This is a genomic window from Candidatus Pseudomonas phytovorans, from assembly GCA_029202525.1.
GTDB lineage: Bacteria > Pseudomonadota > Gammaproteobacteria > Pseudomonadales > Pseudomonadaceae > Aquipseudomonas > Aquipseudomonas phytovorans.
The window spans coordinates 4,226,452-4,238,941 of the sequence record CP119325.1 but is presented as its reverse complement, the minus strand read 5'-3'; the positions used below and the strand labels follow the sequence as shown (position 1 = coordinate 4,238,941).

At 62.4% G+C, this 12,490-nt stretch carries 11 protein-coding genes; 10 read left to right on the top strand and 1 reads right to left on the bottom strand.

Translation table 11 applies throughout. From position 1 onward, the window contains the following. Positions 1 to 5 precede the first annotated feature (5 nt). The 3 genes from P0Y58_18750 (at position 6) to P0Y58_18740 (ending at position 4,426) form a co-directional block, all read left to right on the top strand. A complete protein-coding gene (locus P0Y58_18750; GenBank protein ID WEK28936.1) occupies positions 6 to 1,202 on the top strand; it encodes an FAD-dependent oxidoreductase in 1,197 nt (398 codons plus the stop codon). A gap of 24 nt (positions 1,203 to 1,226) precedes the next feature. Further along, on the top strand, positions 1,227 to 2,912 hold the full coding sequence (locus tag P0Y58_18745; protein ID WEK28935.1) for a thiamine pyrophosphate-binding protein: 1,686 nt from the start codon (positions 1,227 to 1,229) through the stop codon (positions 2,910 to 2,912). 65 nt (positions 2,913 to 2,977) lie between these two features. Then, complete coding sequence (locus P0Y58_18740; GenBank protein WEK28934.1) at positions 2,978 to 4,426, top strand: NAD-dependent succinate-semialdehyde dehydrogenase; 1,449 nt, start codon at positions 2,978 to 2,980, stop codon at positions 4,424 to 4,426. Between the two features lie 144 nt (positions 4,427 to 4,570). On the opposite strand, the gene P0Y58_18735 is transcribed toward P0Y58_18740, so the two are convergent. Then, entirely contained in the window at positions 4,571 to 5,296 is a 726-nt protein-coding gene (locus P0Y58_18735; protein WEK28933.1) for a FadR/GntR family transcriptional regulator, read from the bottom strand. Between the two features lie 324 nt (positions 5,297 to 5,620). On the opposite strand from P0Y58_18735, the gene P0Y58_18730 reads away from it, so the two are divergent. The 7 genes from P0Y58_18730 to P0Y58_18700 all read left to right on the top strand — a co-directional run bounded on the left by P0Y58_18730 (position 5,621) and on the right by P0Y58_18700 (position 12,489). Next, the gene (locus P0Y58_18730; protein ID WEK28932.1) at positions 5,621 to 6,769 is read left to right on the top strand and encodes a branched-chain amino acid ABC transporter substrate-binding protein; all 1,149 of its coding nucleotides are present in this window, start codon (positions 5,621 to 5,623) and stop codon (positions 6,767 to 6,769) included. A gap of 130 nt (positions 6,770 to 6,899) precedes the next feature. After that, complete coding sequence (locus P0Y58_18725; GenBank protein ID WEK28931.1) at positions 6,900 to 7,838, top strand: branched-chain amino acid ABC transporter permease; 939 nt, start codon at positions 6,900 to 6,902, stop codon at positions 7,836 to 7,838. A gap of 10 nt (positions 7,839 to 7,848) precedes the next feature. Further along, entirely contained in the window at positions 7,849 to 9,096 is a 1,248-nt protein-coding gene (locus tag P0Y58_18720; protein ID WEK28930.1) for an ABC transporter ATP-binding protein, read from the top strand. Continuing rightward, positions 9,093 to 9,866, top strand: a complete 774-nt coding sequence (locus tag P0Y58_18715; GenBank protein WEK28929.1) for an ABC transporter ATP-binding protein — start codon at positions 9,093 to 9,095, stop codon at positions 9,864 to 9,866. Before P0Y58_18720 ends, P0Y58_18715 begins: the two co-directional genes overlap by 4 nt. Before the next feature lie 5 nt (positions 9,867 to 9,871). Further along, positions 9,872 to 10,579: an ABC transporter ATP-binding protein gene (locus P0Y58_18710; protein ID WEK33360.1), complete on the top strand. Its 708-nt coding sequence runs from the start codon at positions 9,872 to 9,874 to the stop codon at positions 10,577 to 10,579. A 50-nt stretch (positions 10,580 to 10,629) separates the two neighbouring features. Then, a complete protein-coding gene (locus tag P0Y58_18705; GenBank protein WEK28928.1) occupies positions 10,630 to 10,977 on the top strand; it encodes a RidA family protein in 348 nt (115 codons plus the stop codon). 120 nt (positions 10,978 to 11,097) lie between these two features. Further along, a complete protein-coding gene (locus P0Y58_18700) occupies positions 11,098 to 12,489 on the top strand; it encodes an amino acid permease (GenBank protein ID WEK28927.1) in 1,392 nt (463 codons plus the stop codon). Position 12,490 lies beyond the last annotated feature (1 nt).

Sequence of the window (12,490 nt, the reverse complement as noted above, 5' to 3'; positions counted from 1 at the left end):
TTAACATGGCTTCTACGGCAAAACAACAGAACTACGATGTGGTGATCGTCGGCGGCGCGGTCAACGGCAGCGCCACTGCGTACTTCCTGGCAAACAACCCGGACTTCAAAGGCTCGCTGCTGGTCATCGAGCGCGACTGGACCTACAACAAGTCGGCCACCGCGCTGTCGAGCAGCTCGATCCGCCAGCAGTTTTCCAACCCGATCAACATCGAAATTTCGAAGTTCGGCGCCGAATTCGTGCGCAGCTTCCCGGACCTCATGGAAGTGGAGGGTGACCGCCCGGACCTGGCCTTCCACGAGAACGGCTACCTGTTCCTGGGCGACAACAAGGGTTACGAGGTGCTGCGCCGCCTGCACGACACCCAGGTTTCCCATGGCGCCGATGTGCACCTGCTGGACCCCGAGCAGCTCAAGCGCAAGTTCCCTTGGGTGAACATAGACACGCTGGCGGGTGCCAGCTACGGCCAGACCGGCGAAGGCTGGTTCGACAGCCTCGGCATGCTCAATGGCTTCCGTCGCAAGGCGCGCTCGATGGGCATCGAGTACATCGAGAACGAAGTGGTCGCCATCCAGCGTGAAGGCGACCGCATCACTGGCGTGCAACTGGCCAGTGGCGAACGGATCGGCTGCGGCATGCTGGTGAACTGCGCCGGTACCCGTGGCACCAAGGTCGCGCGCATGGCTGGCCTGGATATCCCGGTCGAGCCGCGCCGCCGTTCGCTGTTCGTGTTCGACTGCCGTACCCCGCTGGAAGGCACCGTACCGCTGACCATCGACCCGACCGGCGTGTTCTTCCGCCCTGAAGGCAAGTTCTACCTGGGTGGCACCTATCCCAAGCACGACCCGGAAGTGGACTTCGAAGACTTTGACGTGATGCACGACGAGTTCGACGAAGAAGTCTGGCCGATCCTCGCCGAGCGCGTACCGGCGTTCGAGGGCATCAAGGTCGTCAACTTCTGGGCCGGGCACTACGACTTCTGCGTGCTGGACCACAACGCCATCGTTGGCCCGCACAACGAAGTCAGCAACTTCCTGTTCTGCAACGGTTTCAGTGGCCATGGCCTGCAGCAGGCGCCGGCCATCGGCCGTGGCCTGTCCGAGCTGATTACCTACGGTGGCTACCGTTCGCTGGACTTGGGTGCGCTGTCCTATCAGCGAGTCATCGACAACAAGCCGTTCCTGGAAGACTCGGTCATCTGACCGCGCGCCTAAAGGAGAATAACAATGAGCAACAACACAGCGGTACGCAGCGGCGGGCAGGTCCTGGTCGATGCTTTGCGGGTCAATGGCGTAGAGCGTGCCTTCTGCGTGCCGGGCGAAAGCTACCTGGCGGTGCTTGATGCGCTGCACGACGTGCAGGATGAGATCGACCTGATCGTCTGCCGCCAGGAAGGTGGTGCAGCCTACATGGCCGAGGCCTACGGCAAGCTGACCGGCAAGCCGGGTATCTGCATGGTCACCCGCGGCCCGGGTGCGACCAACGCCTCGGTGGGCGTGCACACGGCGTTCCAGGACTCCACGCCGATGATTCTGTTCATCGGCCAGGTGGCCCGCGACCAGATCGAGCGCGAAGCCTTCCAGGAGGTGGACTACCGCCGCATGTTTGGCCAGATGGCCAAATGGGTGGTGCAGATCGACGATGCCACGCGTATTCCAGAACTGGTCAACCAGGCCTTCCAGCGTGCCATCAGCGGCCGCCCGGGCCCTGTGGTGGTGGCGCTGCCTGAAGACATGCTGACCGACCTGGTGCAGGTGCCTGATGCCCGCCCGGCCAAACGCGTCGAGGCGGCGCCGGCGCCTGAAGCCCTGGGCGAGCTGCAGCAATTGCTGGCCAAGGCCGAGCGGCCGCTGGTGGTTGCCGGTGGCGGCGGCTGGACGGCCGAGGCCGTGGCCGACCTGAAGACGTTCGTGCACACCCAGAACCTGCCGCTGGCCGCTTCGTTCCGCTGCCAGGACCTGTTCGACAACACCGATCCGCACTACGCCGGCGACCTGGGTCTCGCGGCCGGCCCGGTACTGGTGGAGGCAGTCAAGCAGTCCGACCTGCTGATCGTGGTTGGCGCACGCCTTGGCGAGATGACCACCGGTGGTTACGCTCTGGTCGATATCCCGACGCCGAAGCAGGCGCTGGTGCACGTGCATGCCAGTGCCGAAGAAATTGGCCGGGTGTATCAGCCGACCCTGGGCATCAATGCAGGCCCCGGCAGCTTCTTGCGCCAGGCCAACATCCTCGGCCCGGTGCGCCCGCAGGCGTTCGAGGACTGGACTGCCAGCCTGAACAGCGGCTACCGCGGCAACTTCGACACCCCGCGCTCGCCGGGTGATGTGCAGATGAGCGAAGTGATTGCCTGGCTGAACAGCAACCTGCCGGCCGACAGTATCCTCACCTGCGGTGCGGGCAACTACACCGGCTGGGTGCACCGTGGTTACCAGCACCGTGTGTTCCGCACGCTGCTCGGGCCTACCAACGGCTCGATGGGGTATGGCGTGCCGGCGGCAGTGGCGGCCAAACTCACCTATCCGCAGCGAACCGTACTGGCCTTTGCGGGTGATGGTTGCTTCCTGATGAATGGCCAGGAGTTGGCCACTGCAGCGCACTACGATGCGCGGGTCATCACCATTGTGGTCAACAACGGTATGTACGGCACCATCCGTATGCACCAGGAGAAAACCTACCCAGGCCGTGTTTCGGGCACCGAGCTGCACAACCCGGACTTCGCTGCCTTGGCGCGGGCCTATGGGCTGCATGGTGAAACAGTGACCCGTACCGAAGATTTCGTCGCCGCCTTCGAGCGCTGCCAGGCGTCCGGCAAGCCGGCGCTGATCGAAATCCAGGTTGACCCCGAGGCCTTGACCCCGCGCATGACCCTCAGCCAGATCCGCGACAAGGCCCTGCAGGCCAAGCGCTGATTTCACCTCAGGTGGGGCGCGGTCTGGCCCCACCTTTTTTACTGTCTTCGAACGAGCCAATCGACATGAATCTTGCCGATCACGATCTGCTGCGTGAAGTTTGCTATATCGACGGAAAATGGCAGCCGGCCGACAGTGGTCAGCGCATTGCCGTGACCAACCCGGCCACGGGTGCTGTGCTGGGCCATGTACCACGCATGGGCGCTGAAGAAACCCGCCGCGCCATCGCCGCTGCCGAGCGTGCCTTGCCGGCCTGGCGCGCGCTGACGGCCAAGGAGCGCGCAGCGAGGTTACAGGCCTGGTTCCGCGAAATTCTTGCCCACCAGGAAGACCTGGCGCGCATCATGACCGCCGAGCAGGGCAAGCCGCTGGCCGAGTCCCGCGGTGAAATCGCCTTTGCTGCCGCCTACGTAGAGTTCTATGCCGAAGAGGGCAAGCGCATCTACGGCGATGTGATCCCGTCGCCGAACGCTGACCGTCGACTGATTGTCACCAAAGAGCCGATTGGCGTGTGTGCGGCGATCACGCCGTGGAACTTCCCGGCGGCGATGATCACCCGTAAGGCCGCACCGGCGCTGGCGGCTGGCTGCACGCTGGTGCTCAAGCCCGCCTCACAAACACCGTTCAGCGCCCTTGCGCTGTGTGTGCTGGCTGAGCGCGCAGGTATTCCACCGGGCGTGCTGAGTGTGGTTACCGGGGATTCTGCGGCCATTGGTGGCGAACTCACCGCAAGCCCGGTCGTGCGCAAGTTGTCGTTCACTGGTTCGACGCCTATCGGCATCCAGCTGCTGCAGCAATCGGCGGCGACGGTGAAGAAGGTCACCATGGAACTGGGTGGCAATGCCCCGTTTATCGTGTTCGACGATGCTGATCTGGAAAAGGCCGTGGAAGGGGCGCTGATCGCCAAGTTCCGCAACAGCGGGCAGACCTGTGTGTGCGCCAACCGTTTCTATATCCAGGACGGTATCTACGAGCGCTTTGTGGCACGCTTTGCCGAGCGTGTCGGTGAACTGGTCGTAGGGCAGGGCGATGCTGCGGGGACGCAGGTCGGGCCGATGATCGACGGGCGCGCGGCCAGTGGTGTGGAGCAGTTGGTGGGTGAGGCGGTCGAGGCGGGTGCGCGGGTGGTGACGGGCGGACGTCGGCATGCGCTGGGCGAGGCGTTCTTCGAGCCTACCTTGCTGGCCGATGTGACCCCGGGCATGCGTGTGGCGCGCGAGGAAATCTTCGGGCCGGTGGCGCCGATCTTCCGCTTCAGTACCGAACAGGAAGTGATCGCTCAGGCCAACGATACCGAGTTCGGCCTGGCCTGCTATGCGTATACCCAGGATGTCGGGCGCGTGTGGCGGGTTTCAGAGGCGCTGGAGTACGGGATGGTGGGCATCAACGTCGGTGTGGTCGCGACTGAGGTTGCGCCGTTTGGTGGTGTGAAGGCATCCGGGCTGGGCCGCGAAGGGTCGCGTTACGGGATCGAGGATTATCTGGAGATCAAGTACGTGTGCGTGGGACTTTGAGCTAGTCCTCAGCCTTTTATGCCGGCTGCACCGGCCTCTTCGCGGGACAAGCCCGCTCCCACAGGTATTGCACCCATCTTATAGGTGGTGCAATACCTGTGGGAGCGGGCTTGTCCCGCGAAGAGGCCGGTGCAGGCAAACCACTCAGGCCTTGCTGTCGAGCAACCGCTGATACCGCGACAGGCTCTCTTCGAGGTGCTTGCGCAGCGCCGTACGCGCGCTGTTCACATCGCCCATGCTGATCGCCGACAGAATCGCCCCGTGCTCACGGCCGATCTTCTTGATGTGTGCCTGGCGGTTCTTGCCGGTCACCTGGCCGTGCTTGAGGTTGAGGTCGAGGATGATGTCCGGCCCCAGTGCTTCCAGCAGTTGGGTGAAGTGCGGGTTGTTGGTGGCGCGGGCAATGGCCAGGTGGAACTCGAAGTCGGCCTTGGCTTCTTCCTCTTGCGAAGCGCCGTCCAGCGAGTTGAACCGGTCGAATGCCTCGGTGATCGACGCCATGCTGGCAGGGCTGCGGCGCTCGGCAGCGCGGGCCACCGACTCGGCCTCGATGCCCAGGCGCAGCTCCAGTATCTGCGCAGCGGCGCGCACGTCATCCACCACGCTGTCGATGGCGAAGCCGATGCGTTTGACGTCTTGTTCGACCACGAACACACCCACGCCCTGGCGGGCGATCAGGCGCCCGCCAAGGCGCAACGAGGCCACCGCCTCGCGGACCACCGGGCGGCTGACGTTGAATTCCTTGCACAGCGCTTGTTCGGACGGCAGTTTGTCGCCCGGGCCGTAGGTGCCGTTGTCGATGCGGCTGGAAAGCTCCTGGATCACGGTTTCCGCCAGGTTGGCGCGACGCGTGCCTAACGACGCATTCATAGAAAAGTTGCTCCTGAAACTGATTGGCTCATCACGGTTGATTCTCCGGCAGGTTGCGCGCAGCCCTCGTGCCCCTTGCGGCGGGATCCGTAGCCAACCAGCGGTGATGTTGTCGGCATATGTTATCAAACATCTGACCTGTGGGAGCGGGCTTGCCCACGAACGGGCCTCCACGCGTGCTTACAAAAAAATTAACAACGCCTTCAGCATACACCCATTGACAGTTGCCTGCTGACTGTTATCTTACAAGTGCGATGGCGTTCCGGCCAATTCGCATGCGGTAAGCGATGTCGAGGTTCGTCCAATTACTACTGGGAGCTGAGCATGAATAACAATAAGGGAGGGCGTACAGCCCTCGCGACCGCGGTAAGTTTGCTGATAGCCATGGGGACGGCGCACGCAGCGGACAGTGAAATTGTCAGGATCGGCTTTGCCGGGCCCCTGACCGGCCCATCGGCACACCAGGGACAGGACGTCGAGCATGGCATTCAGATTGCCGTCGAAGAGGCTAACCAGCAGCAACTGAAAATCGGCGACAAGGTGGCCCAGTTCAAGCTGGTGTCCGAAGACGATGTCGCCGACCCGCGTACCGGTACTGCAGTGGCGCAACGGCTGGTGGACTCGAAAGTGGCGGTGGTGATCGGCCATTACAACTCCGGCACCAGCATCCCCGCCTCGAAGATCTACGCCGCCGCTGGCATCCCGCAGATCTCACCGTCGGCCACTAACCCGACGCTGACTCGCCAGGGCATTACCTCGGTGTTTCGCACCGTCAACGACGATGCCACCCTTGGCCGCTATGCCGGCAACTACCTGGTCAGCCAGCTCAAGGCCCAGCGCATTGCCATCTTCGACGACCGTACCGCTTACGGCCAGGGCCTGGCCGACGAAGTGACCAAGGCGGTCAAGGCGGCAGGCGGCAACGTCGTGGTGCGCGAATACACCAACGACAAGTCCACCGATTTCAACGCCATCCTCACCACTGCCAAGGCGCAAAAGGCCGACGCGGTGTTCTTTGCTGCGCTCGACTACCAGGCCGCGCCAATGGCCAAGCAGATGAAGAACCTGGGCCTGAAGGCGCGCTTCATGAACATCGGCAACCTGCCCAACGACTCGTTCAAGCAAATGGCCGGCAGCGCCGCCGAAGGCACCTACGCCTGGAACTACGGCACGCCGCTGCAGGACATGCCCAAGGGCGCTGCCTTCGAGCAGAAGCTCAAGGACAAGTTTGGCGTAGGCGTTGTGCAATCTTCACCGGCGGCCTATGACGCCACCTGGGCGGCGATCAACGCCATGGTCAAGGCCGGCTCCGACGACCCCAAAGTGTACCTGCCGGTACTCAAGGGCCAGAGCTACGACGGTGTCACCGGCACCATCGCCTTTGATGACAAGGGCAACCTGAAAAACCCGGCGGCGACCGTGTTCCAGTTTGCCGACGGTGGCTGGAAAACCCTGTCGGTCGAGCGCGACTGAGTTTTACCCATAACAAGCGGGCGTGAGCCCGCAACATAACAAGAAGACTTTTCCCACCTGCCAGGCCTGTCGGTCGCGTGGCGCTGCAACGCCGCGCGTCGACGACAACGCAGTTTCGAGGATTCAGCGCGTGGACGGTAATTTCGATATCTTGTTGCAACAGGTCCTCAACGGCCTGGTGCTGGGCAGTATCTATGCCCTGGTAGCCCTGGGCTACACCATGGTCTACGGCATCATCGGCCTGATCAACTTCGCCCATGGCGAGGTGGTGATGGTTGGCGCCATGGTGACCATTTCGGTACTGACGATGCTCGCCGGTGCAGGCTTCGCCCCCGGTCTCATCACCTTGCTGCTGGCGATCATGGCTGCCGTGGTGGTGTGCATGCTGCTGGCACAGGGCATGGAAAAATACGCCTACCGGCCCTTGCGCAAAGCCCCGCGGCTGACCCCGCTGATTCTTGCCATCGGCATTTCCATTGCCCTGCAGAACCTGGCGATGATGATCTGGGGGCGTGGATACAAAACCTTCCCCGAGGTAGTCGAGACCCAGCCGGTGGACGTGTTCGGTGCCACCATCACCAACGTGCAGCTGTCGATCATGCTGATTGCCGTGGTGATCATGCTTGGCCTGTGGCTGCTGGTCGACAAAACCCGCCTGGGCAAGGCCATGCGCGCCACCGCGCAAAACCAGGAAGTGGCCGGGTTGATGGGCATCAATATCAACCGGGTGATCAGCGCCACCTTCCTCATCGGCGCCAGCCTCGGTGCCATTGCCGGCGTCATGCGCGCAATCAACTACGGCCAGGCGGATGCCTACATGGGCCTGTTACTGGGCCTGAAGGCGTTCTCTGCAGCGGTGCTGGGTGGCATCGGCAACCTGTTTGGCGCCATGGCCGGTGGCCTGTTGCTGGGGCTGATCGAATCGCTGGCGGCGGGGTACACCGGGCAGCTCACCGGTGGTTTCCTGGGTGCCAACTATCAGGACATCTTTGCCTTTGCGGTGTTGATCCTGGTCTTGCTGTTCCGGCCAAACGGCCTGCTTGGCGAACGCCAGGCCGACCGTGCCTGAGGAGCCCGCGATGAAAAACCTCAAGACCCAATACCTGCTGTTGATCCTCTGCTTCATCGCCTTGCCGTTCATCATCGAAGCCATCCCGATGCTTGGCCCGACCTGGGTGCGCATTCTTGGCTTTGCCATGCTTTACGTGCTGTTGGCGCTGGGCCTGAACATCGTCATCGGTTATGCCGGCCTGCTCGACATGGGCTACATCGGCTTCTATGCCATTGGCGCCTACCTGTATGCGCTGCTTGCCTCGCCGCACCTGCAGCTGGCGGGGCTGACGCAAATGGTGATGGACTGGCCGCTGTGGGTGATCATTCCGCTGGCGGCGATTGCTGCGGCCATCTGCGGGGTGTTGATCGGTGCTCCGGTGCTCAAGCTGCGCGGTGACTACCTGGCCATCGTCACCCTGGGGTTCGGCGAGATCATCCGTATCTTCATGAACAACCTGGACCAGCCGGTGAACCTCACCAATGGCCCCCAGGGCATCAGCAGCATCGCACCGCTGCATGTGGACGGCGGGGCATGGATGCATCTGCCGGGCGAGGGCGCCGCGCCGCTGCTGTCCTTGCAGCAAAGCTGGAGCCTGTTTGGCCTGCAAGTGTCACCGGTGATCAGCTACTACCTGTTCTTCCTGTTCATCGTCATCCTTTGCATCGTTTTGTCCAAACGCCTGGAAGTGTCGCGTATCGGCCGCGCCTGGATGGCCCTGCGCGAGGACGAAGTGGCGGCCGAGGCCATGGGCCTGAACAAGCGCAACCTCAAGCTGCTGGCGTTTGCCATGGGCGCGACCTTCGGTGGTGTGTCCGGTGTGTTGTTCTCCAGCTATCAGGGCTTTGTCAGCCCCGAGTCGTTCACCCTGATGGAGTCGATCATGGTGCTGGCCATGGTGGTGCTCGGCGGCATGGGCTCGATCCGCGGCGTGGTGCTGGGAGCGTTGATCCTGTCGGTGATGCCAGAGCTGTTCCGCGACCTGGTCAACTGGATTCAGCCTTGGGTGATGGACAACGTCACCTTCATCAGCCGCGACATCCTGCGCAACGTGCTGGATGCCTCGACCCTGCGCATGCTGGTGTTCGGCCTGGCACTGATCCTGGTCATGCGTTTTCGCCCTGAAGGCCTGTGGCCGTCCAACCGCCGCCGTGCCGAACTGCACGACAGCGACCCAGAGCTTGCGCCGGTGCCCGCAGCGCTTGGCACCACAGTGCAGGCACCGGCCACCGAGGCCTCTTTCGAATACCCGGCCAAACAGGCGGACAAAGCATGAGCGATGTACTTCTCGAGCTGCACCAGGTGAGCAAGTTCTTTGGTGGCCTGCAGGCGCTGCATGGCATCGACCTGAGCATTCGTCGCGGTGAGATCCGCGGCCTGCTCGGCCCCAATGGCGCTGGCAAGACCACCTTGTTCAACGTGCTCACAGGCTTGTACAAGGCCGAGCAGGGGCGGGTGATGTTCGACGGCAAGCCGCTGCGCATCAGCAAACCGCACAAGGTGGTGGAGGCCGGCATTTCGCGCACCTTCCAGAACATCCGCCTGTTCCACAACATGACCGCCCTGGAGAACGTGATGATCGGCCGCCACGTGCGTACCCGCAGTGGTGTGTTCGGCGCCATCCTGCGCACCCCGGCTTGCGTGCGTGAAGAGCGCGAGATCCGCCAGGCCGCCCGTTACTGGCTGAATTACGTTGGCGTCGGCCACCTGGGCGGTGAGCTGGCCAAGAGCCTGTCCTACGGTGACCAGCGCCGCCTGGAAATCGCCCGGGCGCTGGCAACCGAGCCCAAGCTGATTGCCCTGGACGAGCCGGCAGCGGGCATGAATGCCTCTGAAACCGAAGGCCTGCGCCAACTGATGTGCAAGATGCAGGCAGATGGCAAGACGGTGCTGTTGATCGAGCACGACGTGAAGCTGGTGATGGGCCTGTGTGACCACATCACCGTGCTGGAATTCGGCCGCAAGATCGCCGACGGCTTGCCGGCGGATGTGCGCAAAGACCCCAAAGTGATCGAGGCGTACCTGGGCGCGGAGGCCGTGGCATGAGCAACATTCTGGAAGTGAATGATCTGAAGGTGTCCTATGGCGCGATCCAGGCGATCAAGGGCATCGACCTGAAAGTGGGCCAGGGCGAGATGGTGGCGCTGATCGGTGCCAACGGTGCCGGCAAGACCACCACCCTGAAGACCCTGGCCGGGTTGCTGAAGCCCAGCGACGGCAGCATCACCTTCGATGGCAAGGCCCATGCGGCGATCAAAAGCTATGACCTGATTCGCGAAGGCCTGGCACTGGTGCCGGAAGGGCGGGGCATCTTTCCCAAGCTGACCGTGCACGAAAACCTCGAGATGGGCGCCTTCACCCGGCGCGACGGCAAGGACGCCATTGGCGCCGACATCGAGCGCATGTACGGCATCTTCCCGCGCCTGAAAGAGCGGGCCTTTCAGCTTGCCGGGACCATGTCGGGCGGTGAGCAGCAGATGCTGGCCATTTCCCGCGCGCTGATGGGCCGGCCCAAGCTGTTGCTGCTGGATGAGCCGTCCATGGGGCTGGCGCCCATCATCGTGCAGAAGATTTTCGAGACCATCGTCGAGGTGGTCAAGGGTGGCGTGACTCTGCTGCTGGTGGAGCAGAACGCCCGGCTTGCGCTGCAGACCTGTCAGCGCGCCTACGTCATCGATGGTGGGCGCATTACCCTGGAAGGGTGTGCAAAGACGCTGCTGCATGACGATCAAGTGAAAAAGGCCTACCTCGGCGAGTAAAGCCCGAGGCCTCAGCAAGCACATTTGAAGTATTTATCTGGAGATATGCAGTGAGCGATATCGAGCGTTATGGGTTCGACACCCGTATTCACCATGCCGTCAAACACAACGGTGTTGTGTACCTGACCGGCCAGGTCGCCACACCCGGCGAGTCCGCTGCGGCGCAAACCCGTGAAGTGCTGGCCAAAATTGACCGCCTGCTGGCCGAGGCGGGCAGTGACAAGACCCGCATCCTCAATGCCATCCTGCTGCTGGACGATTTCCGCGACTTCGATGAAGTGAACAAGGTGTGGGATGCCTGGCTGGTGAAAGAGCACGCGCCTGCACGTTCAAGTGCCCAGGCACGCCTGGCCAAGCCCGGCATGCTGGTTGAAATCATCATCACCGCTGCAGCTTGAAGCGCCTGGCGATGTGCCCCGCGCACTCATAGTCACTGCGATCCACAAGGTTTCGCCGAACACAATGACAAGAAGGCTCGCCGCAGCCCGTGCTGCGGCGAAGCTGATCGAAGGTTTCAGATGACGTCGTCCCAATCGAAAAAACAACGTTCCTTGCAGCATGGCCTGACGTCCCGCCAGGTCTCGATGATTTCCATCGCCGGCATCATCGGTGCCGGCCTGTTCATTGGCTCTTCCAACGCTATCGCCTCCGCTGGCCCCGCCATCCTCATCTCCTACGCCATGACCGGACTGCTGGTGCTGCTGGTGATGCGGATGCTGGGCGAGATGGCCGTGGCCAACCCCAACAGCGGCTCCTTTTCCACTTATGCCGGCGAGGCCATCGGGCCTTGGGCCGGGTTTACCATCGGCTGGCTGTACTGGTGGTTCTGGGTACTGATCATCCCCGTCGAGGCCATTGCCGGCGCGGATATCCTGCACGCCTGGTTCCCGTCGATACCTTCCTGGCTGTTTGCGTTTCTGATCATGGCCGTACTGGCGTGCAGCAACCTGGTCAGCGTAAAAAACTTCGGTGAGTTCGAGTTCTGGTTCGCGCTGGTCAAGGTGCTGGCGATCATCGGTTTCATCGCCGTGGGTTGCTTGGCGGTGTTCGGCGCCTGGCCGCTGGCCAAGGTGTCCGGCGTCAGCCAGCTGTGGGCCAATGGCGGCTTTGTGCCCAATGGCTGGGGGGCGGTGCTTGGTGGTGTACTTATCACCATCTTCTGCTTCTTCGGCGCAGAGGTGGTCACCATTGCAGCCGGCGAAACGTCCAACCCGAAGGAGAAGATTCGCCGCGCCACCAATCTGGTGGTGTACCGCATTGCCATCTTCTACCTGGCTTCGATCTTCCTGGTGGTGTCGCTGGTGGCCTGGAATGACCCGGCGTTGAAAACGGTGGGGTCGTTCCAGCGGGTGCTGGAAGTGCTCAACGTGCCCGGTGCCAAGCTGATGGTCGACCTGGTGGTACTGGTGGCTGTAACCAGTTGCATGAACTCCGGGCTGTATACGGCTTCACGCATGCTGTATTCGCTGGGCGCGCGCGGTGAAGCATTGCCGATTACCCGGCGGATATCCGGCAGCGGTGTGCCGGTGGCGGCAGTGCTGCTTTCCACACTGGCTGGCTTCGCCGGCTGCCTGGTCAACTATGTGTTTCCGGGTAAAGTGTTCAGCTTCCTGCTTTCGACCACAGGCTCTATTGCCTTGCTGGTGTACCTGGTGATTGCCGTGTCCCAGCTGCGCATGCGCGCACGGGCCGAGCGTGAAGGCACCGAGTTGGCCTTCAAGATGTGGCTGTTCCCATGGCTGACCTGGCTGGTTATTGGTGCCATTTTGCTGGTACTGGGGTACATGCTGGTTACTGATGCCTACCGTTACGAGGCTTTGATGACAGCGGGGGTGACCGGGTTCATCTTGCTGGTGTGCGTGACCCGGCGCCAGTTGGGCATGGCGGGGAAGGTGGTGTACGGGGATTGAG

Excerpts from the sequence above, each read along its gene's own strand:
- P0Y58_18730 (WEK28932.1), top strand. The coding sequence starts at position 5,621 with ATGAATAACAATAAGGGAGGGCGTACAGCCCTCGCGACCGCGGTAAGT.
- P0Y58_18735 (WEK28933.1), bottom strand. The coding sequence starts at position 5,296 with ATGAATGCGTCGTTAGGCACGCGTCGCGCCAACCTGGCGGAAACCGTG.
- P0Y58_18700 (WEK28927.1), top strand. The coding sequence starts at position 11,098 with ATGACGTCGTCCCAATCGAAAAAACAACGTTCCTTGCAGCATGGCCTG.
- P0Y58_18750 (WEK28936.1), top strand. The coding sequence starts at position 6 with ATGGCTTCTACGGCAAAACAACAGAACTACGATGTGGTGATCGTCGGC.
- P0Y58_18720 (WEK28930.1), top strand. The coding sequence starts at position 7,849 with ATGAAAAACCTCAAGACCCAATACCTGCTGTTGATCCTCTGCTTCATC.
- P0Y58_18740 (WEK28934.1), top strand. The coding sequence starts at position 2,978 with ATGAATCTTGCCGATCACGATCTGCTGCGTGAAGTTTGCTATATCGAC.
- P0Y58_18715 (WEK28929.1), top strand. The coding sequence starts at position 9,093 with ATGAGCGATGTACTTCTCGAGCTGCACCAGGTGAGCAAGTTCTTTGGT.
- P0Y58_18745 (WEK28935.1), top strand. The coding sequence starts at position 1,227 with ATGAGCAACAACACAGCGGTACGCAGCGGCGGGCAGGTCCTGGTCGAT.